We start from the raw sequence: 22,862 nt of genomic DNA, 5'->3' as shown, positions 1-22,862 counted from the left end.
TTTTTTATAAGGTTTTATTATAGCGGTAGTCGAGGTAGACGAATCAAACGTAGGAGACTTGATCCCGTAAACAAATTTATATCAAAAAATGCGAAAAAGAACAAAATCACCCATATTCACCATTATTCCCTGAAAGATTACAAGGAAATATTTCATTTCCCGGGGAATATCGACAATTTATTCTATAATTTATAAATATAAAACATTTTTTCTAAGTTGTTTATTTCTCTGAGACTACCCTTTTGCTTCCTACGGCGTCGGGTGGTTTCCTTGTTTTCTAATATTTTTTTCCGAAGAAATACGCACTAGTCTCACGCATAATTCCTCTTTGTGCACCTTATCACATTGTCATATACAACATAGTGCCTTAAAGCATTGGGGGCTAACATATTGATTAAGGACTCCATGATGGTATCCAACACATTAGCACCTCTACCCCTTCGTAACCCCTTAAACACACTTACCATATAGTAAAGATAAATGGGCAAGTTTTTAAACATGGAGGTTCATATGCACACGAATCATTTTAATTCATGGTATCGGAGTAAATGGGATAGGCAAATGGGGCAAAGTCAACCAGTAGGAGGAGCGGAAATGACAAGCAGAAAGCCTCATTTAGTGGCGAATTCGATTTTACAGAGGGAATATCCCAACACCGTTGTTTTAAGAGGATCCCTTAACGAAAATAAAGTAGCTTTAACTTTTGATGATGGTCCAGATATACGCTTTACCCCCCAAGTGCTGAATGTCCTTAATAAATACAAAATCAAAGCTACCTTTTTCCTGATGGGGGCTAGAGCAGTTGAACATTCCGATATCGTGAGAAGAATGCATGCAGAAGGGCACGTCATTGGTAATCATACGTATTGGCATCCTAATCTGACAGAAGGAAGTTTAGAAAGAGTTCATTGGGAAGTGACTTCAACAGAGGAAGTACTTGCACAGATTATAGAATACCGTCCACGATTATTTCGTGCCCCTTATGGTGCGTTAAACCGAGAGATTGTCGAATTAATGAGGCAGATGGGGTATTCTGTCATTCTCTGGAACGTCGATTCTTTGGATTGGAGACAATTGGGTACGACTGTTATTTCTGATATTGTCTTAGCAAATACGGAACCCGGATCCATTGTACTGATGCATGACGGTGGTGATTGGACAATGGATTTATCAGGCACTGTCCATTCTTTACATGACATTATTCCACGTATACAGCAAGAAGGAATAGAGTTTGTAACAATTCCTGAATTATTGAATATTAGTAAAGCAAAATAAGGGGGCACCAGTGGCAGAGATTCACCGATCCATTTAGCTCATCTTAGCAGGGGGCCAAGATGTAGTTTTCCTTACTGATCCTCTCCCTGTTAGACTAGGCTCATTCGTCGTCCTTTTATAAAGATTGCGGAAAAATTGCTAGCATCGGCAAACTTGAGATTTTTGAAGCATATTTGGCGGTTGGGTAATCGTCCAGTTGTCGTCTCCCCTATGAAGGCGACTTTGGAAATACGCACGAGTAACGGATTCCCGCTCTCGATAAGGTCTAACACATTGGACGCGCCCCCCCTTACGCTCTACACATACCCCAACTCCTCCTTCAACCTCCTAATCTTCAACCTCGTCACTTCCGCTTCTTCCGGATCAACTTCCATCCTTTTATTCTCACGCTTTTCCCTCTGTTCCTTAAACCAATCCGGAATCACCTCTTCACGATTCCCACTGGTAAAATAGTGATACCGCCGCCGTTGTTTCCTTTTTCGAAATTCCACATCTTCTGCTCGTACTGCATCCACACTTCGAATCCCTTTCTTTTTCCATGCCTGCAAGATACTTTTCACATAACCCCAACTTGTCCTATTTTGCTCCAATGCCCGTTTCATCGCTTCCATCACTAATGCTTCTCCTACATCGTCCACCCAATCACTCATGGACTCGATGACGAATGGGCTCATGACTCCAAAGTTTTCTTGATAGAAACGAAATACTTCTCCTTCCCCAGCCTCCTGTTTCGTTACCGTTTCTTCTGCCATCCCTTTCCGTGCTTCCCTTTCCCTAGGTAGTTCCGTCTCAGTTGAATTCTCATCTACTTCATACCCAACCGAATCCACCTGTTGCGCGTCTTCACGATTCTCTATCAAACTAATCATTCGATAAACTGGTGCTTGATTGCCCCTTTTAGGTTCATAAGCAATGTATCCTTTTTCCTTTAGCTCCGTTCTCGCTCTCTTAAAACTAGATTCATTCAAACCAGATTTGATCCTTAAAACCATTCCAGCTACACGAAATTCGCTCTTCCACCTCGTCTTGTTATTCATATGCATCAACGCATGCCATAAAGCAACTGCTGAACTAGATAGTGGGTTATATTCCAGCGAATCATAAAAAGCATTCATTTCCCTTATGTAATTCATCCTTCTCTCCCTTTCCTTCCATCTCCAAGATTTTACTTTCACGTAAAATTCACCTTCCCCCAGACTTTTCAGTGAATCCAAGTCCCAGGGAAGGCTTTTTATGCTAAACGAATAGCACGTCTACCAAATTTAAATCCCATCACTGTCTTTAAAATAAGCTCGCAATTTCTTCCTCGCTTGCTTCCCCCAGTCTTTCACAGCTTCCACAGATACATGTTCCTGTTCTGCAATTTCCTTCAGTGACATATCCCGAATGATATAAAAATACACCCATTTCCGCTGTTTCTCGGTAAGCAGAGAAAATACGCGCTCCCAGGAATCGCCATCTTCCATATCCATTCCACTTGTGTCCAGGATTGGCATTTTCGAGTCGCCATATTTATTTCCGTCATAGGCAGTTAAAATTTCCTTTTCCACATAGTTTTGTTCGTTATCTTCATCATTGGTTTTCTTCCGGATAAGATCGATGAGGCGATTGCGAATGGTGTAGTTGAAGTAAGTGGCGAGGGGGCCTTTATTGGGCTCATATTTCTGGTAGGCTGTCCACATGGCATACATCCCTTCCGAATAAAAATCCCCATACGGATCTCGAATGCCAAGCTTGTGCATGTGATAATAAATACGTTTCTCATTTTGTTTGAAAATATCTTCAAACAAGTCGTCGTTTTTCTTCAAGTACAAAACCTCCTTTTTTTCAGTGTGGCAAAATGTGATATCCGCATCTAGCATAATCAGACCGATGAAAACTGTAAAGGTTGCTAACTTCGCATTTCTGACAAACTCCGACATGTTTCTACAAGATTCTCCCCTGTTTTTCTGCAGAAATGACGTTTCTGCAAGAGGTTTTGTAAGTTAGCTAGTTTTTTCATATTTTTTATATTGTTTTTGTCTATTTTTGTCGAAAACGTAAAAAAGGACAGCTTGATTAAATTTCCAGCCAAGCCATCCCCATTAGTATTAGATTCTATTTCGTTTTGTTTCTTTTTGTTTATATAATGTGTCCGCACTTCGGTTCGTACTGTGGTTCTTTCTTTGGACCACACCCCAGGCAATAACCGGTCCACATTTCTGTCCAATTTTGTAAAAATTGATATCAAGAAATGGATCAAACGTTTGTTTGAAATCTACCTGTACGGTCGTTTGTGTGTAACTAAAAATAATAGATAAATCACCTGTTTATGTCACACCGCGAAAAACTTGACACATACATTTCTAAATCTAGCGGCAAAACTACTTGGTTCATGGTATAATGTTTAAACATAAGGACACCTCCAAAATTATTGTTTGGTCACTTTAATTTTATCAAAAGGTGTCCTTTTTGGTTATTAAAATAACGACAAAAAAAGGCGTGGGGTCTACACTTTTTAGTGTAAGCTCCAACGCCTTAATTTTTAATTACTGGAGTTTTGTCCCAGCCTCATCCATTGTATCTGAATCACACGCACCAAAGATATGCATATCAACCAACCATGGTAGCATGCTATATTGAAGTTTCAGCTCTAATGGAGCATCAGAAATGCTACTTGCATCCAAAGTATGCCCCTCTTTTTCTCATCAACTTTAATATCCCCATTTTAATAGCACCCTTCTAACCATAAATATTCGGTCCCATTTTCACACGAACGTTTACCATAATGATCCACCCAAAACTTATATAATTTTTATATACTTAACTCATCTACATTTAAAGTAAGCAATGGGATTCGTTCTTCATACTTTTTGACTAATTCCTCATTATATCCGTCAGAACCCTCTATATTGCCGCTTAAAAAGACTGGAGGCTCAAATCCCTGATCAGCCATCAAACGAATCGCTTGTGCAAAAATGCTATTTAAAATTATAGCGCCCATAACTGTTGATGTTGGAGAAAACGGCACTTTTACTTTTTCATATGTTAACGCCGCATCACCTTTTACAGAAAAGTTATCAAGTACTAGATCAACTGAATTAAATAAATGCTTTCCACTATGATGACGTGAAGGTTGGCTTTGAGAATATTCAATAGATGTTATACCAATGACAAACGCTCCCTTTTCCTTTGCATATTGAGCCACATCAATTGGAACAGGATTTCGGCCCGATGTTGATATGACAAAAACGACATCATTTGGCTCTATAATTTGTTCTTTTAAAAAGGTTTCCGCGAGGTGACTTTGTCGCTCAAGCTGAGAGGAACGAACAGCACCTTCATGAAGCATCAGTGGCTCAACTAAAATTGGCTTTATTGGGACTAATCCACCTGCACGATAAAATACCTCTTCAGTTAAAATGTGAGAATGCCCACATCCAAAAAGTTGAACTATCCCCCCTTTTTCAATACCTTCTGCTACCTTAGCCGCCGCTTCATTTAACTTTTCTGATTCGCATTCCTCTACCTTTGATAAAATGTCTCTTACGCTATCAAAATACTTTTTAATCATCATTCTCGCCCCCATAATATATGTTTAGTACCCATCATTAAAAAAGTCCCTCATCGTAAAAGCTTTAATGTATTTGATGAAAATAACGATTAACCGATTGATAAATTGCTTGGTACGATTCAAATAGTGTCTGATAGGTTTTATTTTTATCCTCATCATATGTTAGTAATTCTTTTCCTTTTACTATACTCTGAACCGCTTCTTCAATAGATGAAAACAACCCCACTCCAACTCCGGCAATAATAGCTGCACCTAGTGATGAAGCATCACGATTTGCAAGTGGTACAATGTCACATCCTATAATATCCGCAATCATTTGACACCATATCTTATTGCGGCTTCCACCAGCGCCAATATGAATCGTTTCAACATGAATTCCCATATCTTTTATGGCATTTACATTTTCAAGAATGTTATAGCTTATTCCCTCTAGTACAGAATGAAGTATTAATGATTTCTTTTGGTTTAACCCCAGGCCAATGAGCGCTGCTCGATCGTGTGGATCATAATATGGTGTCGCACTACCAACTAAGAATGGTAAAAATAAAAGACCATTACTACCAGGGTTATAGTCCTTCATTTCCGATGTTAAAAGGGTCAAGTTCTGGTAGTCAGTTTTAGACATTACATCCTTATTGTGTAATAGCTTGTACGCCCATTCTACACCCAATCCTCCTGTAAATAATGTCCCCATTGTATAAAACGTATCTTTTAGAACACTATTGTGAAACGTGACCTTACCTATCCCTTTTTTATGAAACGTCGGAACACGTATGACGACTTGCCCCGATGTACTTAACGTAATTGCCATTGTCTCATCATCAATTGCACCTGTACCAAGCTGACTACATGCCATATCGGCACCACCAGTCACAACAGGAATTCCTTCACGGAGACCTGTTAGTTTAGCTGCTTGTTTGGAAACTCCCCCAAATATAGAAAGACTATCATATAATTCAGGAAAAATATGTGTTGGAAGACCAAGCTCTTGAATCAATTCCCAATTCCAATCCTTCAAAAAAGGATCATATAATAATGAATTTCCAGCATCTGTAGGTTCTGTCCCGAATTTGTTAGTCAATTTATAACGAATATAGTCCTTTGGAAATACGAAAATGGCAGAGTTCCCAAATAATTGAGGAAGGTTTTCTTTAATCCAAAGTAGTTTCGAGACCGTAAAAGCATCAATTGGCTTATTTCCAGTTCTTTCTACAAAGTCATCATAATAATAGCGATTTAAATAGTCCGTTTGCGCCTTAGAGCGTGTATCAGAAATCAATATGCTAGGATATATGGGAGTTCCGCCACTATTCATAAAAACCAGTGCGCTCATATGTCCTGATAAGGATATCGCCACAATATCATTTGTACTAATATGTTCTACACATGTTTTGATTGCTTTTTGAGACGCTTGCCACCAGTCTTCAGGGTTTTGCTCAACCCAATCTGGATTACAGCTAGATATCGAATACCCGTGCGAATCAGTGACTATTATGTCTCCTGATTGATTCATCACGATAACTTTGACAGAAGTCGTACCAATATCTACTGCCATAACATATTTATTCATTTGTATTGCCTCCTTTCTGTGTTCCTAAAAATCTAGCTTTTTTTAGGAAGTATCTCATCTTTATTTACTAAAGGACACACCCCGAAGTAGCGTCCTTTTTTCACTTACCTTTTCTAATCCCACATTTTGAATAAAGTATAGTTGAATAGACAGCATCCATTAGTTATTAACTATTTAACGGAGCCTTCCGTTAAGCCTTTAATGAAATATCGACCCACAAAGGCAAAGAAGATAAGAACAGGCAATAAGGTTAACACTGCTCCGGCTGTTGTCCATCCCCATCGTATGGTGTATTGACCCATAATCTGGTTCATTCCAATGGTAAGGACTTGATTAGCCTCACTTGAAATTAGAACAGACGAAAAAGCGAATTCAGTCCAAGAGACAACAAACGCATAGACAGCTATTGTAGTTAATCCCGGAACAATTAAAGGTAGAATGATTTGGAATAATATTCGAATTTTCCCCGCACCATCGATTGCTGCTGATTCATCCAATGACTCCGGAATATCTTTGAAAAATCCACTCATAAGCCAAGTCGCAAAAGGTGCTGCAAACGTTACATTTATAATAATTAATGACCAAATGTTATCTATTAAATTAACGCTATTCATTAATTGATAAACAGGTACTAACAGCAACATCGTTGGGAAAATAAATGTTGCCAATATGAGATAATAAAAGAATTGTTTCCCTTTAAAATTCAAACGATAAAATGCGTAGGAAGCAGGGACAACAATAATAGTTGTTATAACCATCGTTCCAAACGAAACAATAATACTATTCTTCAAGTTATTTAAATAAGGAGTTTCGGTTAATAACATTTGATAGTTTTCAAGTGTCCATTCTTTAGGCCATAAATCTGGCTGTAAAATTTGGTCAGGTGTTTTGAATGAAGATATGATGACCCAGTAGAACGGAAAGGCGATAAATAATACGAGCAAGGATACTAAGATCCATTTGACAATTTTCAACTAATATCCCCCCTTATTAATCCTTAGGTGAAGCGAATTTTATATAAACAATTGCAAAGATGACTAGTATCACTGCTGTGATTAACGACATAGCTGAAGCGCTACCTAAAGAATAGTTTTCAAAAGCTTCCTGATAAATGAATACAGGAATTGTTTTGGTAGATCCGGCTGGACCACCCTCTGTTAATACTTGAATTAAATCAAATATGTTAAACATCCAAAGTGTTCCGACAAGTCCTAGCACAAACGTTAGATTTTGAAGAGAAGGTAATGTAATATGGAAAAATTCTTGCCACTTATTGGCTCCATCAACTGAAGCAGCCTCATAAACTTCTTTTGGAATACCTGCTAAGCCTGCCAAAATTAAGATAGCTAGAAATGGGAACCAGTGCCAGCTATTAATGATTACAATGATTGGTAATGCTAAATTAGGATCCCCAAGTAAGTTCAATGGTTGATCGATAATATGAAACGACAACAACAAGTGATTTAGTATTCCATAAGATCCATTAAAAATCCATTGCCAAAAGATAGCGACAACGATTGTCGGAATAATCCATGGAACAATGACCCACGTACGAGCTAACTTAGAAATTTTACTACTTCTATTTAATAGTAGGGCAACGGAAAAAGCTAAAAGGGTTTGAATGAACATATTCCCAATAACCCAAAATAAGCTTTTTCCCCAAGCGCCCCAATAATTGGGGTTTGTTAAAGCATTCTTGAAATTATCAAAACCAATAAATTCTCCAGTTGATCCAACAAATCCTGTACTATAAAAGCTTTCTTTTACCACTGACAAAAGGGGAATGAACACGGTTGCAAGTACCCAAATAACAAGTGGCCCAATTAATAAATAAGGAAAGCTTATTTCTAGATAATCCTTAAACCCTCTCTTTTGCTTACTTGTTGTGAACACCGAGGTTTCATTATTTTTCAAGATTTTACCTCCTATCTATATGAGATCAGAAATTGCTTTAAACGCAATTGAAAGTTTCAAGGTTTCATAATATAAGTATCTAGAAAATCATGACACCAAAAAATCCAAGTGTAGACCGCTTTTGTTATTCTTGAACTGCTGCTTCCATTTGTTGCTGTCCCCACTCTACCGCTTCTTCTACCGACATATCATTAACGGTAATTTGCTCAAGTGTTTGTGAAATAATGTTTGGTCCTGTAATTTGGCCAATTTCCGAAGAGACGCCATTAGTGAATCCAAATAGGGCACCATTTTGAGATGCTTCAATGAGCACATTTAGTTGCTCCGAATATTTAGATATAATTGGGTTCTCCCAATAAAGATCGGATTCAACACCTGTTGTTGTTACAGGTAAGAATAAACCTGGTTCTGCATTGACAAAGGTTGTGTAATTCTCTGGCTCATAAAGATACGTAAGGAATTTCTCTACAGCTTCTTGTTTCTCCTCATCATCTGTAAGCATCATTATTCCATTAGAATAGTAGATACTTCCAACCTCACCATGCTCAGCAATAGGCATTGGAACAACTCCTAGTTGATCAGCAGATAATCCAGATTCTTCTTCAAAAGGAGCTAAATATTGTCCCTTTTCAATAGCCATTGCAACTTTTCCACTGTTAAATTGAGCTTGAGGCTCTCCCCATGTATAGGTGTTACTGTCTACAGGTGAATATTGTAGTAATTCAACATACTTCTTATAGGTATTTATCGTTTCAGGTGTATTAAACGTAATGTTATTTTCACCATCAATTATATTTTTTGCGCCACCTGATACTAAGAAGCTGTATAATACTTGATCTGTTGCTTGTGATTTAGATGCTGGTAAAGCAATACCATAGACGCCATCCTTAGTTAGTGCCTTCGCAGCAGCCGTTAATTCATCCCAGGTTGCAGGTGGTTCAATATTTGCTTCTTCAAACATATCTTTCCTGTACCATAATGCTTGTACAAAACCATAGATTGGAACAGCCCATGTGTGATCATCATATTGATACGGGTCTAAAGAAGCATCAATAAAATCATGTTTTTCATCCAATGCTGCCACAATGTCATCCATAGGTTGAATAACTTCTAAATCTTTAATTAATGTTGTGTAGTCCGGTAAGGTAAAAAGTAAATCTGGCCCGTTACCCGCTTGTATGGCTGCCGGGAATTTAGAATATGCATCATCCCAACTTTGAACTTGTGCATTAACTTTAATATCAGGGTTTTCACTGTTGAAATTTTCGATAACTTGGTTAAATATCTCTACACGATTAGGTGGTTCTTCCATGTGCCAAATGGTTAGCTCTACTACACCTTTATCACTATTTGAATCAGAGTTACCTGTTTCATTCGAATTTCCGCAACCCGCTAATAGCAAAACAAGTGAGATTAGAATGAAACTTAGTACGTTAAGTCTATTTTTCATATTCATCCTCCATATAACGCTCTATCATTCCTCCACGCCCTCATAGCATGGAGGAATGATAAAGTATTTTTTGTTTATTTTCCCCAGCCATTATCTAACAAATATTCTCTTGATTCTTTTGCCACACGGTCAAAGTCAGAAAGTCCAATTCCTGAAGGTTCACCTACGCCAAATAATCCACCAGCTTGCCATGCTTCCCATTCAACACTACTGTATTCTTTATAATTAACTGATTTAAGTGCTTCTGTCATTTCAACAAAGTCTACATAACCGCCACCAAACCACACATGCTGTGATTGAATAATGTTAGGGAACCCAACTTCATCTTTCACATGGACAACTTTAATACGATCACCTAGCTTTTGAATAGCTTCCTTAATCGGCATTTTTGGTTTAACGGTTGTATAGAATGTTCCAACGTCAACGCAGCAGTAAACATTGGAGCGATCTACTAGTTCCAAGAATTTTAGCATCGATGGAATATCGTTAATAATCGTCCCTTGAAGCAACTCAATACTAACATCGATATTATACTGTTTCGCATAATCAGCCACTTCTTGTGTAGCTGTAACGGCTTGATTCCATGCTTCTTGACGTGTAATTAGATTATATAATGGGGGATCATAGTACCCATCTCCAAGCAATGTCACAACTGTTTCGGCTCCCATATCTGTTGCTGCGTCAATAGCCTTTTTAAATTTTGCTATTCCGTTTTCACGATCAAAATAACGTGGTGAAACGAATGTTGTATGACAAGCAATGGAAGCAAATGCTAAATTGTGCTTGCTTGCTGCTTGTTTAATTTTAGTAACTTGATCTTCATAATCACTTGGTTGTATTTCTTGGATTTTCGGAAATACAACATCAAAACCTTCATAGCCATATTCTCCAATTCTATTAATACACCAATCAAGAGATTTATCTCCCCAAGAATTCCACGCTGGCCCACAGTTATCTAAACGTCCCCATGGCATGTTTGGCCATACTTCAAACGACAGTTTTAATTTATTTGTCAATTCAATTCCAACCTTTCTTTTTTTATAATAAATATCAATATATAGTTGTACTAATGTCTATACCACTTAAGTTAAAAAATTTTAATGATTAAACTCTCAATCTCAATTGAAAACCTAAACCGATCTGCACGATAGAGTGAATGAACATATTTTATTGGGATGTTATTTCAACAAACGACAATCATTTTATAGAAAGAAATGAATCACCTATTTCTAAACCTAAATTCAGCATCTATAGTTTTTAGACTGTTTGAGCGACTCTATCGGCAACTTCTGACGTAAGATTATCTTCTGCAATCGTTTTCTTTTAAATTTTTTAAAAATGAGTTTTTACTATTGGGTTTAGCAGCTACTATTTCTCAATAAGCTCACCTCCTTCTTTTTAAAGAACAATCAAAAAGCCTTTAATAAATGGTACACCTCCAAATCAATTAATTTGATTTCCAAAATTCTTTGAAAGAATACCATTTATCTGCATTTTATGACTATTAATTCTAAAAGTCAACTAAATTATGATTATTAATTCTAATATCAATTTACTTCTACACTTTTCTATTAGACAAGCTAAACTATAGTTAGATAATCTACGATAAAGGAGTACAATATGGTAGATAATAATAGAATTGGTATCCGACTAAAAACACTAAGAAAAGCGAAAAATTTAACAACTCAAGATCTAGCTAATAAGGTTAACATCTCACAATCCTATATTAGCCGTTTCGAAAATGGTCGTGCGATTCCTGATATAGATATGCTAGAGAGAATCCTACATGCACTTGATACAAATCTATCATCCTTCTTTTCAACCGATATGGAAGATGTACCAATAGATCTAATCCAATTAATGGATACTGTTAAAACACTTAGCCCTGAAGCTAGAATAAAACTAAATGAGTTTTTAAATCTTGTGAAAGATTGAGAAGCTAAAGACCGTGTTTATCGCGGTCTTTTTGTTTTGTAGTTAAAAGTTCATTAAAAATCCCTGCAACATTAACTGATATGACAATCGAAACGACAAACCTGTATCTGTGGACTTTTTATGTGCTTTAACAAATCAAACTTAATGTTGTCTCACACATTGCCCTAGATCCCAAAATTCTCTAATTTCTCTTTTACCGCATTTGGATTAACCTTTTTCTCTTCTAAATCTATTAATTCTACTACCTCTAATAATGAATAAATAATATCATTTTCGATATACACCTGATCATCTAGTAGATTACAAATGATTTGAACAAGTCGATTTTTCATATCGGATAATATCCATTTTGTGTGTAGTTCATCCGTGAGTTCCTGCTTAATAGATAACTCTTTTTTCATATAACCACCCTTTTCACTAATTGTCTTCATAATTTGTTATATATAGTTTACTAAGTATTTAAATAAAAGGTTGTACGCATATAGGTACCGATTAGTACTTTATTCAAATATATATTTCTTTCCATCACGTCAAGAACCATTATTCCCTAATAAAAAAGCTGCAAGAATCAATGGGATTAACATCTCATCAATTCTTGCAGCTTTTTAACTATTAACCAATTAATTTATCTCCACCCAACCATTACGAATAGCAGTAACAACAGCTTGCGTACGATCGTTACAATTCATTTTTTGTAAAATACTACCAACATGGTTTTTCACTGTTGCTTGACTTATGCCTAATTCTTCTGATAGCTCTCTATTACTTTTTCCATTAGCTAGTAACTGTAGTACATGGCATTCCCGTTTTGTTAATAGATGTAGCGGTTGCTTATGGTATCCTACTTTATTTAAGCGATTTGGGGCATTGTCTCTTGCTAACCTCCGGTACTCTTTAACAATATTATGTGTAACCTTTGGATGTAAATATGAACTACCATCACTCACTATTTTTATAGCTTCAATTAATGATTCTATATCCATCTCTTTGAGGAGGTAACCTTGCGCACCCAATTTTAATGCTTGTGTAACAAAGCATTCATCATCATGATCAGATAAAATGATAACCCTCACATGTGAAGAACACTCTTCAAAGATTGATTCTATCCCTGGAATATTAATTTCCGTTAATACAATATCTGGATTTTTCTCTTGTATTAACTTTTTAGCTTCGTCAACATTATTACCTTCTGCAACAACTTCAAAATTCAATTCATGATCTAAAATCCTTTTAAGAGCTTGGCGAAACAACTTCTGATTATCAATTAACACAATCCTGATTTTTTTATCACTCATTTTAATTCCTCCAAAAGATAATGACCAATCTTAAATTCTTAATAATAAGTATAATCGATTAAAAAATAATTGAAACCGTTTTCCCAACATACTCCAAATAATTGGATAATTATCTTTAGTAGTATAATGCTCTTTTATTTTTCTAATTGTTATTTATGTTGTACCTATTACACCGTGTTGAAGGGAAACTCAATCAATTGATTTAAGCCATACATGCCTTGCCATATAAAATGAAATAAGTCTGTAGATCAAACATTTGTTTTAAAATCTAGCAGATCTTGCTTTCCCTAGTTAAAGTAAGATCTGCTTTTTATTTGTAAGGCCAAAATGACACTTTATTAAAATTATATCCATCCACAGTTTCCCTTTATAAAATCTGTTTCCCTAATGCAAGAAATAGGGTGTATACACGGTGTCCACGCGCTTTCATTCAACGGATAATAACTTTAAAAACTAAGGGGAATATCATTGAAAGATAATAGAAGGTATAAATACCGGGCTTACATTGTTGGTGATGCCATTTATAAAAAAAGAAAGTCGATGCTGAAAACTCAAGAAGAATTTGCTGAAATAATTGGAATAGATCCGAAACAGTTAGGTGAATTAGAACGTGGCAATGCTTTTCCAAATTTTATAACAGCTATTAGATTACGAGAAAAGTTAGATATTAGCATTGACGAGTTAATCGATGAAATAATTGAAGATTTCCCGGATAAATAAACTGCTCCTAATTTTGGTGCCCCCTTTCCCTCTACAACCCAAATTAAACCACTTCTAAGTATTTTATCCCCCTCCCCACGAAGCAAGAAAAGCTGTTGATTCTCTCACAATCATGTTCCCTAGATTAATCCAAACCAAAAAAATTTCCCTACCAAAGACGCCGTTAACTATTTTATAAAAAGGAGAATTTAAATGATCTTCATTGCACTATTAGGATTTCTAGCTATTATTTTTTCTATTCTTTACATAATTGTTCACTTTATTAAAAAAATAAAAGATAAACAAAGGATATTGTCTAAAAAATATTTTATACTGCACTTCTTGGTGGATTTAGTCTATTTATAGTTGGGGTAGCCTTCGCTGACACAGACGAACTAGCCCAAATAAACGAATTAGAAAAACAGAATCAATCCCTATCCGACGAAAATGACACTCTTAAACTGGAAAATAAGGAACTAAAAAGTAAAGTAACAGATTATAAAAATGAGAAAGAAGAGTTGGAAACTAAAGGGATTGAATTCGAGAAAAAGATAGAATCCTTGGAAGAGAAAAAGAAATCCCTGGAGGATGAAAAGAATACATTAGAAGAAAAAGTAGCCGAACTAAATAATAAAAACGCAGATTTGGATAACAAAGTAGCAAAACTAACAGAAACAAATACAAATTTAGATGAAAAAGTAGATAAACTAACTCAAACAAATACAGACTTAAATAACAAAGTAGCAAATCTCGAAACAGAACTTAAATCGGCTAATAGTAAAGTAGCAAGTGTAGAGGCAAGTACCCAGACTACAAGTCAATCTACTAGTAACAACTCTACTAAAAGTTCCGCTTCCAGCTCTAGCAATACCAGTTCGAATGTTTACTATAAAAATTGTACAACCGCAAGAGAAGCAGGAGCAGCACCTGTTCATCGCGGCGATCCTGGGTACGGACCGCATTTAGACAGAGATGTGGACGGAATTGGGTGTGAGTAACAAATAAAATACAGAATCGAAATAGTACTGAAAAATATTCGCATTATTCCTCTAAAAGTTAAATGGAGAAGGCATCTTCCTTCTCCCATTCCACAACTATCAATCAAAAGGAGCCATCCTCTATGAAAGATATCTTAAGTCATTATTCCATTCATTCAAACACCATGGCCCTATTACCCTCAAATCATAAAGATTACGATACCATTGTGAAAGAACCAGATAGAGATATTTACGTAAAGCAAAAACCGCTCGAACTGATTAAACAAGCTTGTTTAGAAAGATTTGCTACATATGAAGGTGTAAGGGAAGCTGTCCAACACAACACTGGATTCAAACGAAAAGTCCCCATACCGATTAATCCACACCTAAACCTTTACTTCTTCCCCACGCATGCAACCAACCATTTTGACTGCTGCTGGATCTCCTATTATCATGTTCTTCGGATTGAAAAAAGCCTCACCAATCATCCTTCTTCAACCATTCTTTTTAAAAGTGGTGAAATCCTTCATCTAGATGTATCTCCTTATGTATTGAAAAAGCAGATGGAGCGGACGTTGGAATGTATGGAGGGGTATTTAGATTGGCAAAATAAAAGTGTAGTGGTTTGCTAGTCATGTATAGTGCCTTAGACATTTATTTACAGTCCCGTTCATATGGTTGCATAAACATATTAAGAGTGACACTAAATCCCTGAACATGGAACTCATATGTTAAAATAAAAACACTTTATTTGTGTACTATAACTTCATGTGGTAGTGTTCACCAAAATGAGTCGTGGTAATTATTGTAATTGTTTATAAACCTTTGGAAAATAGCATTTTCCTTTTCAAGTCACGTAATCTTTTTTGAAGTTCACTTTCTTTGCCTTCTGGCTTGAGATTACCACTACCAACAAGGCCTGTGTCAGATTCATAACGATACTTTTTCCCCCAGTTGTGTAAAGTCCGCTCAGCTAAGTCTAACTCTCTAGCCGTTTCTGAAATTTTTTGACCTTTTTTTCTACAAATTTTACAGCATATAATTTAAATTCTTTGTCATAACTTTTACGCTTTATCATTTAAAACACTCCGATCTATTTCTTGGGTTTCATTATACAATCCCAATTCGATTTGCCCAATTTTAGTCAATAATAAAGAGTGTATTGATGATAACCGAAGAATATTATACTTTAAAAATATGATACAATATAGGTGCTAGGAGGTGTGGCTTTCTTGGGGCAACTATTCAAATTAGCAATGTTTATTACATCGTTTATCCCTTTATGGGCTACGGTAATATTTATTGACACACTGAATATAATAAAACATGATGTGAACCTTTTAACAGAATATATTAGTATACTAACAATAATAACACTTAATATTCTTTCAATACTTATCATTCTAAAATCCATGTCAAGTATAAAGGCTTCTGAATATAAGCCATACAAGGTCATAGAAGTTAGACAGGAAAAAGGAATAACATCGGAATTTTTACTATCCTATGTGTTACCCCTTTTTGCCTTTGATTTTACTCTGTGGAGTGAGGTTGTTCAATTTTTGATTTATTTCATAATTTTGGCTTTCTTATGTGTCAGAAATAATAACATATACGCAAACTTAATATTTGAAATTAATGGATATAAATTTTTTGATTGCGAATTAAAGTGGAAACCTGAACAAAATGTCAAGACTACCCAAGTAATAGTTATTAGTAGAAATAACATATCCTCTCAAAGAGGTAACACTATTGAGGTAGCTTCACTTAATAAACCATTTCATCTTATGAAAGATTTAAAGGGATAGAATTAGGTACCTCACAAACACCGTCTGTAAACATATTATATTTAGTTTTCCCGCAAATAGCCTTTGTAAAGACATCAGCTTGCTTTTCGTCAATTAAATCGAATTTTTTACTTGTATAATCGTATGGGATTTTAAGCTCGTCCACTAAAATTTTTAGGTTGCTTTCCTGCTGAATATTATCTATGATTCTAGGATCAAAAGTAATAAATTTTTTTGGATGTTGACCAGATAGTGCAAAGGAATTATAAGATTTAAAGTCTTTTATAACATTAGCTTCCCTAATAGTTTGTAAGGAGTTTTTACAAACTACTTTATGAGAATACTCCATATGAAAAATACTCTCAAAATTATTATTAATAGTATATAAGGTGTCTTTATATATTAATGCGTCAAAAGTTTTACCAAATTGAATAAGTGGTTCGCTAATCTCTTTAATCTTGTTATGCCTTGATTCGAAAATCTTAGCTCTATCTTTTTTGTATGTGTAGATTGGATTTTTTCTCGATAGCAAATAAATATTTTGATCATTACTATCATCATTATATGTTCCAACAAAAATAAAAGCTTTTGATTTTATTTCTTTCAATTTTGTGTAATCATCAGAAACACTAAGGCTTTGAATTAAAGAATCCCAAGGTTTTGAAATCAACTTATTAGAAACACTAATCTTATCCACAACATTTTTAGAGTTCGCCCCGGTATATTCTTGAACTTTCCTTCCATATCTATCTATAATTGAATTAAATTTCGAGCACATATCGTTTATTGTATTTTTTAATACTTCGTCAGACTGGAAATTGAGTGAATAGCATGTATATTCATACGGCCTTGACTTATGATTATAATTTATCACGTCTAGTGACCATGATTTAACAGTCTTTACCATCTCTAATCCTTCTATTAACAAATCATACGACATTGAACCAACTCCATTAAAATTTTAAATTTATTATACCTTTATTATATCATATTGTGTTAATTCAATTAATTTAGGTATTAAGACTCTCAGTTCAAGGTGTCTTTAGTGCCTTTTACTAGTAAAATTTATGAATTTCCATTGTTATTGTGCTGAGTTTGTTCGGCAAAGTCAAATTCTCTAGCTGTTTGTGAAACCTTCTTTGGCCTTTTTCTTGTCCAAGTTTTACGGCATATAACTTAAATTCTTCATCAGTGAATATTTCATTCAAATAGAACCATCATCACGGACAATTTGTGCACTTGTATCGGCAGAATTGAACCAGATTCATGGAAAGAGAACTACCCCCTATAATAAAGATACACTGATTTTCAGTGAATTTTTATTATAGGGGGTTATTTCGTGACATTTTAAAGCTAAATAGTCAAGGGATGAGTAAAAGGAGCATTGCTTCCAGCTGTGGATGTTCAAGAAACACTGTCACCTCTGTATTTAAACCGAGTTATTGAGTGTGATATTTCTTGGCCTCTTTCAGATGATGTATCGGACCGTGACTTACAGGGTTGGCTATTCCCTAAAAGTCTAAAGCTCAAAATCATCGAATGACTTATTTTGAGAATATTCACAGAGAACTAGCTAAGAAAGGAGTGACGCTAACTCTATTATGGGAGGAGTATTGTCAGATGTGATTTATTGATGGACAAGTATCTATGCGAGAACGTCACGGTATAAAAAATAGTTAACCACTTTAACTGAGTAAAAATGATACATCCATTCTATGATTTTTTATAGTTATGAGACAAAGCAGAAGGAGGTCATTGAACTAAAATGAAAAAGCCTATATATAAACTGGATATGAAGAAATGGATAATTTACAGCTCATCGTTGATTTACTGAATTACTTCAGAAAATTAGAAGGAATGGTTATTGAACTTAGAAAAGAAGTAAATGAATTAACGCCTAAAGGGAGACATATTCCTTATGATGAACTTCATAGTGATGTTTATGAAGTGTTTGAAGATTATCCAGCCTATGAAAAAAATAGTAGATTCATCGAGCTATTCTTTAAATACTAGATTAATATAACATTAAATACATCTATAACGTGGGGATTTTTCTCCCCTCTGTAGATGTATTAATTTGGTCAAAAATAGATAAACTGGTTCTCAGTCCTTTAAAGTGGTTCTCTTTTAACGAAATACTCAAGCGGCCGGTAAAACCCTCCCAAATATTTCTATAAAAAGTTATTTTGTCCATAATAACCCTATCTTTCATCACCATAATTCGACAATAAGTTATATTTTCCTTCTATGATGTTCATTATTTAAGTAATTACATATCGGACAACAAGCCTTAGTAATAAAAAAAGCACCCTTATTGGATGCTGAAACGGTGATTATCATATTTTAAGTATTTCTATTTGTTAGGTTTTCCTTCTTTATCTTTATTGATAAGTTCAGATAACTTGATAAGATTCCTTTGTAGTTCCTCTTCCTTGTCCTTGCCCATCCAACTACCAACACCACGAAAACTAGAAGGATTATAAGAACCAACAAGACCAGCTAGACCAAGACTACCGGAATTTTTATCTTTCTGTTTTATATCCTCGTTTTTTTGGACATACTTTTTAATAAGCGACTCTATGTCATCCGAATTTACTTCCTCTTTATCTTTTATAATGTCTTTTATTTCATTCACAAACTCCTTTTTCCATTCATCTGATTCTGTCATTATTTTAACCATCGATTCTCTTAACTCGTGCAGATCAGCCATCTTTACTGTTAGATCTTGAATTAAGTCATATGCACTTTTATTTGTTACACGTAACTTATCAGCAGTTTCTTTCAAGTCCATAATAGATTGTCTTTGCCCTGCCACATCGATTAAAGTCATGACAATTGCAATTACTGATAAAATCAGCGAGGAAACGGTTGATGCAGTTCCCATCATGTTACTAGCGTTATCTGTCCCACCAAATGCTATTATAAGAAAAAAGGAAAGCACGATTACAAAAATTATAATAATGTAAACTAAATGGCTAACACTTATATAACCTTTATTACCTAACCTGTTCCCCATTAACACTTCTCCTCTACTTTTACTTTATTCAATTTTATCATATTAGGTAATTGTTACCACTATTGATTTTTAAGAGAATTATATAATAGTGACCAGAAATTTTGGACATAGTTCAATAAATGAGCGGTATTATGGATTACTTACTATAGCAAAAGAAGCTTACATACAACCATTAACCGAATCAACTAAACAAGCGTGTTTAAAGAGACTTATTACATATGAAGGCGGATAAGGAGAGATTATCTAAAATTAACTCTAAGTCTTCAGACACCATCCCATTTTTCAAATTTTGATTTGATGAACTTTTTACATAGCACGTATTTGGGAGGTGTCAAGGGACGACGAAAGAAGGGGAAAATCCTTTACCCTTGATAGCTTTCAAAGGAATGCTACCCTCATTAAATGAAAAAACAAAACGAAGTATGTTTAAATAAAAATCCATATTCGTTATTTCTAATTTCGATAAACAATTTTCATCAGAACCAAAAATAGGTTATTATCATGTACGCAAAAATGCTAAACTAAAAGTTTTTATACAAAGTTTTTCTCTTATTTTAAAATAAGTTTATACTTACCTTATTAATTTCACTGAAGGGGTACCAAAAAAAACCATTCATCACTATGGTTTCATATGATATAATCTATTATTGTTATTAATTATATATAAGAATTTATTACCGTATATCCAATAGAGGATATAAGTCCTATTTTATATTGCAAATAAAAAATACAAGGGATGGATAATAAAAAAAAGGGGTATTAAAAATATGTTTGAAATAAAATACTTTGACTTGCACAAAGGAAACTTTCATATTTCTTTTTCATCTGAACAGGATATTATAGATGACTTATTAGTTAGCTTTAGAGTTAGAGATAAAGATATCTGGAATTCGATTGAGTATAGTGAAGAATTAGTAGTTAAACCAACTAGTAATGGGTTTAATTATATTATTAATTTTGATCCTATCTTGTTTTTAACTGAATTCCCTTTATTAAAAGGACAAAAGAACATTATAGACCTTCATATTAAATATAAAAATAATTACCATGTACTTAAACATATTTTTAGTAAAGAAGAATTTAATAAAGCACATGGTTACGTAAATATTGATAATAAAGTTAAATTAAAACCATATATAACAAAAGGGAATAAGTTGTCTTTTAAAATACTAGTAGAGAAATCAACACCTTATGTTGAAAATATCCAATTAAGTAATAAAGAATTAGTAGTGACTTTGAGTGAAACAATGGTTCATGAGGCTTATCCAGAGGTATTAACGTTAGAAGAAGAAGGATCTGGTCTAAAAAAGGAAACTTTTACGCTTACTCATAATGGTCATAATCAGTACGCCATAACTACTGATAATATTAGCATAAGTAATTCCTTTAAAGAAATGGTAAAATTTCGACTTCTAGCAAAATATAAGGTTAGTAATATAATTTATGATGTACCAGTTAAATCTAATGAAAAGAACGATTCTTTGGAGAACAAGGAAGCTCTAAATTTAGATTCTATACTTTCCCTATCTTTTTTTAAAACTAAAAACCAAAACATAATATTTAGATTAGAAAAAAATAATCCTGTGGTTGTAATAGAAGAGTATAAGCTAGTAAAAGATAATGCTATTAATTTGGTTGTGAATTTAGAGGATTTGAATAACCTGGTCCCTTCTAAAATAGAATTCTTCCTTAGTAAGAAGTTCAGTGTAAAAACAGAAATGTTTTATCAAAAGTTAAAATCTCTTGAACACATAAAGCAAGCTGGAAATAAAACAAAAATAACATTAAACCTAACAAGTCTTTCAAGTATCAATAACAGTAGACAAGAAGAAATTTATCTATTAGTAAAATTTATCATAGATAACAGAGAATATATCCAAGGCGTTAAAGCAGCTCAAAAAATAGATGAAAAGCTTGAAGCCGATAAGTTCTCGATAAGAGTATTAGGTGACGATAACCTAAAAGTTAAACTAAATAGTAACAAGAGGCCATATAACATCGCAATATTGGGATCATGTTATTCTAGATCAGCTTTCAATTCCACAAAGAAATACTTTAACCCCGATTATAAAAGGTATTTTAAGGTGAGCTATACAAATTTTCAACCTTCAATTATAAGTATGATAAGCAATCCAATACCTTTTAATAATGATTATTTTAATGATCTTGATGAATCCGATATTACGCACGCCAAAAGGGAATTTAATAAATCCGTTTTTTCCGATTTAAAAAAGGAAAAAATTGATTACTTAATATTAGACTTTTTCGTAGATGCAACTCACGGAGTTATAAAAATAGGAGACGATAAGGTAATAGGTTTGAATAGTTCTATAAAACGTTCTAAATACTACAAAGATTATTTAGCAACTCACGGTACACCAATAAATAACCGACATAATGACTTTCTAAATAAATGGGAAGATGCTTGTCTAAAATTTATAAATAAAATTAAAACTATTATTCCAGGAAACAAAATTATTTTAAATTCTGGCGGGCTAACAGATAAATATTATGAAAAGAATGGAAGTATACAATCGTTTATAAAAAAAGGAAACATTAGTGAAGAAGAATTCATTCATTTTAACAACGTATGGAATTATATGAATAACTACTTTTTAAACAATTTACCCGAAGCCCATTTCATAGATATGAATAAGTTTGGTTATATTGGTAGTTTTGATCATCCCGTAAGTCCAGGTCCCCATCATTTTGAGAGCAGTTACTACAAAAAATATATGGAACAATTATTAAAAGTAATTACAATAAATGAACGATTAATTTAACTCATTAGGAGGATGATCAGGATCAATGAAGGTACGTAATAACCAATCTAAATTAACCTTAGATTATTTCGTATGGAATGGAAAAAAATTAGAAATCGGAATTTGTAAAGAATCCATTAATAGCGATATTATAATTAGTTTCTTACTTAAAAATAGAAAAACAAAAACTTCCATTACTCTTGATTATAGTTTTGATTTAGTAGGCAGGACAATTAAATATACTATACCCGTTAACCAATTAGAGACTCTAACTCAAGGTCGTTGGGATTTTTACTCAAAATATAAGACTAATAATAAAACTGTTGTGCAAAGGTTGGGCTTCTTCGACTCTCCTGTAGCATCAAAGGTGATACGTTATCAAAAACCCATTTATAATAAAGGGGAAAATGCATTCATACCATATATCACTGAGAAAAACGGACTATCCATTAATTGCAATAATTTAATGAATCTACAAAGTGAAAGTTACAATGTGATTAGAAAAGTATTAAAGATAAAACAAGCTAATATTATCAATAATAAATTAATACTACATAGATGTAGTATAGATTTATGGACACAACTTGGTTAAGTCATTAATATTAAACTAACGAAAGGTTGTGTCCGAATCA

22 protein-coding genes and 1 pseudogene are annotated in these 22,862 nt (G+C 34.1%); 9 read left to right on the top strand and 14 right to left on the bottom strand.

Translation table 11 applies throughout. The annotated features are described in order from the left end of the window. Positions 1–510 precede the first annotated feature (510 nt). Positions 511–1,275, top strand: coding sequence for a polysaccharide deacetylase family protein (locus ACFQ18_RS03655; protein WP_052771671.1), 765 nt, complete (start codon positions 511–513; stop codon positions 1,273–1,275). A gap of 296 nt (positions 1,276–1,571) precedes the next feature. Here the strand turns inward: ACFQ18_RS03655 and ACFQ18_RS03650 are convergent, their stop codons facing one another. The 9 genes from ACFQ18_RS03650 to ACFQ18_RS03610 all read right to left on the bottom strand — a co-directional run bounded on the left by ACFQ18_RS03650 (position 1,572) and on the right by ACFQ18_RS03610 (position 10,778). Then, on the bottom strand, positions 1,572–2,408 hold the full coding sequence (locus tag ACFQ18_RS03650) for a DnaD domain-containing protein (protein ID WP_204797772.1): 837 nt from the start codon (positions 2,406–2,408) through the stop codon (positions 1,572–1,574). 129 nt (positions 2,409–2,537) lie between these two features. After that, positions 2,538–3,083: a sigma-70 family RNA polymerase sigma factor gene (locus tag ACFQ18_RS03645; protein WP_257456160.1), complete on the bottom strand. Its 546-nt coding sequence runs from the start codon at positions 3,081–3,083 to the stop codon at positions 2,538–2,540. A gap of 720 nt (positions 3,084–3,803) precedes the next feature. Beyond that, positions 3,804–3,941 (bottom strand): hypothetical protein, encoded by a 138-nt coding sequence (locus ACFQ18_RS03640; RefSeq protein WP_204797773.1) that lies wholly within the window; start codon positions 3,939–3,941, stop codon positions 3,804–3,806. Positions 3,942–4,069: 128 nt separating this feature from the next. Beyond that, on the bottom strand, positions 4,070–4,828 hold the full coding sequence (locus tag ACFQ18_RS03635) for an SIS domain-containing protein (protein WP_204797774.1): 759 nt from the start codon (positions 4,826–4,828) through the stop codon (positions 4,070–4,072). A gap of 64 nt (positions 4,829–4,892) precedes the next feature. After that, positions 4,893–6,398 (bottom strand): xylulokinase, encoded by a 1,506-nt coding sequence (xylB, locus tag ACFQ18_RS03630; RefSeq protein ID WP_204797775.1) that lies wholly within the window; start codon positions 6,396–6,398, stop codon positions 4,893–4,895. Positions 6,399–6,568: 170 nt separating this feature from the next. Further along, a complete protein-coding gene (locus ACFQ18_RS03625; protein WP_204797776.1) occupies positions 6,569–7,372 on the bottom strand; it encodes a carbohydrate ABC transporter permease in 804 nt (267 codons plus the stop codon). A 16-nt stretch (positions 7,373–7,388) separates the two neighbouring features. After that, complete coding sequence (locus tag ACFQ18_RS03620; protein WP_204797777.1) at positions 7,389–8,312, bottom strand: carbohydrate ABC transporter permease; 924 nt, start codon at positions 8,310–8,312, stop codon at positions 7,389–7,391. A 124-nt stretch (positions 8,313–8,436) separates the two neighbouring features. Beyond that, on the bottom strand, positions 8,437–9,762 hold the full coding sequence (locus tag ACFQ18_RS03615; RefSeq protein WP_204797778.1) for an ABC transporter substrate-binding protein: 1,326 nt from the start codon (positions 9,760–9,762) through the stop codon (positions 8,437–8,439). Between the two features lie 74 nt (positions 9,763–9,836). Further along, positions 9,837–10,778: a sugar phosphate isomerase/epimerase family protein gene (locus tag ACFQ18_RS03610; protein ID WP_204797779.1), complete on the bottom strand. Its 942-nt coding sequence runs from the start codon at positions 10,776–10,778 to the stop codon at positions 9,837–9,839. 604 nt (positions 10,779–11,382) lie between these two features. On the opposite strand from ACFQ18_RS03610, the gene ACFQ18_RS03605 reads away from it, so the two are divergent. Next, on the top strand, positions 11,383–11,697 hold the full coding sequence (locus ACFQ18_RS03605) for a helix-turn-helix domain-containing protein (protein WP_204797780.1): 315 nt from the start codon (positions 11,383–11,385) through the stop codon (positions 11,695–11,697). Positions 11,698–11,861: 164 nt separating this feature from the next. Here ACFQ18_RS03605 and ACFQ18_RS03600 read toward each other — a convergent pair whose 3' ends face one another. Beyond that, positions 11,862–12,098, bottom strand: coding sequence for a hypothetical protein (locus ACFQ18_RS03600; RefSeq protein ID WP_204797781.1), 237 nt, complete (start codon positions 12,096–12,098; stop codon positions 11,862–11,864). A gap of 219 nt (positions 12,099–12,317) precedes the next feature. Beyond that, positions 12,318–12,992 (bottom strand): LuxR C-terminal-related transcriptional regulator, encoded by a 675-nt coding sequence (locus tag ACFQ18_RS03595; protein ID WP_204797782.1) that lies wholly within the window; start codon positions 12,990–12,992, stop codon positions 12,318–12,320. A 468-nt stretch (positions 12,993–13,460) separates the two neighbouring features. On the opposite strand from ACFQ18_RS03595, the gene ACFQ18_RS03590 reads away from it, so the two are divergent. The 3 genes from ACFQ18_RS03590 to ACFQ18_RS03580 all read left to right on the top strand — a co-directional run bounded on the left by ACFQ18_RS03590 (position 13,461) and on the right by ACFQ18_RS03580 (position 15,300). Then, positions 13,461–13,712, top strand: a complete 252-nt coding sequence (locus tag ACFQ18_RS03590) for a helix-turn-helix domain-containing protein (protein WP_047184567.1) — start codon at positions 13,461–13,463, stop codon at positions 13,710–13,712. A gap of 497 nt (positions 13,713–14,209) precedes the next feature. Beyond that, positions 14,210–14,689, top strand: a complete 480-nt coding sequence (locus tag ACFQ18_RS03585; RefSeq protein ID WP_204797783.1) for an excalibur calcium-binding domain-containing protein — start codon at positions 14,210–14,212, stop codon at positions 14,687–14,689. A gap of 122 nt (positions 14,690–14,811) precedes the next feature. Further along, positions 14,812–15,300, top strand: a complete 489-nt coding sequence (locus tag ACFQ18_RS03580) for a competence protein ComK (RefSeq protein ID WP_204797784.1) — start codon at positions 14,812–14,814, stop codon at positions 15,298–15,300. Positions 15,301–15,507: 207 nt separating this feature from the next. Here ACFQ18_RS03580 and ACFQ18_RS03575 read toward each other — a convergent pair. After that, positions 15,508–15,746, bottom strand: a pseudogene (locus ACFQ18_RS03575) (transposase); the annotation flags it as partial. A 154-nt stretch (positions 15,747–15,900) separates the two neighbouring features. Here ACFQ18_RS03575 and ACFQ18_RS03570 point away from each other — a divergent pair. Then, positions 15,901–16,473 (top strand): hypothetical protein, encoded by a 573-nt coding sequence (locus ACFQ18_RS03570; RefSeq protein WP_204797785.1) that lies wholly within the window; start codon positions 15,901–15,903, stop codon positions 16,471–16,473. Here ACFQ18_RS03570 and ACFQ18_RS03565 read toward each other — a convergent pair. Continuing rightward, the gene (locus ACFQ18_RS03565; RefSeq protein ID WP_204797786.1) at positions 16,451–17,392 is read right to left on the bottom strand and encodes a Kiwa anti-phage protein KwaB-like domain-containing protein; all 942 of its coding nucleotides are present in this window, start codon (positions 17,390–17,392) and stop codon (positions 16,451–16,453) included. The two genes, ACFQ18_RS03570 and ACFQ18_RS03565, sit on opposite strands and share 23 nt — an antisense overlap. 860 nt (positions 17,393–18,252) lie before the next feature. On the opposite strand from ACFQ18_RS03565, the gene ACFQ18_RS03560 reads away from it, so the two are divergent. After that, on the top strand, positions 18,253–18,465 hold the full coding sequence (locus tag ACFQ18_RS03560; protein WP_204797787.1) for a hypothetical protein: 213 nt from the start codon (positions 18,253–18,255) through the stop codon (positions 18,463–18,465). Between the two features lie 340 nt (positions 18,466–18,805). Here ACFQ18_RS03560 and ACFQ18_RS03555 read toward each other — a convergent pair whose 3' ends face one another. Then, positions 18,806–19,468 (bottom strand): hypothetical protein, encoded by a 663-nt coding sequence (locus ACFQ18_RS03555; RefSeq protein WP_204797788.1) that lies wholly within the window; start codon positions 19,466–19,468, stop codon positions 18,806–18,808. 767 nt (positions 19,469–20,235) lie between these two features. On the opposite strand from ACFQ18_RS03555, the gene ACFQ18_RS03550 reads away from it, so the two are divergent. Continuing rightward, positions 20,236–22,251: a DUF6270 domain-containing protein gene (locus tag ACFQ18_RS03550; RefSeq protein WP_204797789.1), complete on the top strand. Its 2,016-nt coding sequence runs from the start codon at positions 20,236–20,238 to the stop codon at positions 22,249–22,251. A 25-nt stretch (positions 22,252–22,276) separates the two neighbouring features. Then, positions 22,277–22,822, top strand: a complete 546-nt coding sequence (locus tag ACFQ18_RS03545; RefSeq protein ID WP_204797790.1) for a hypothetical protein — start codon at positions 22,277–22,279, stop codon at positions 22,820–22,822. Positions 22,823–22,862: the final 40 nt, after the last annotated feature.

This window comes from Oceanobacillus caeni (assembly GCF_042678465.1).
GTDB lineage: Bacteria > Bacillota > Bacilli > Bacillales > Amphibacillaceae > Oceanobacillus > Oceanobacillus caeni.
The sequence above is the reverse complement of the archived record's forward strand: the minus strand, read 5'-3'. Positions and strand labels throughout refer to the sequence as shown.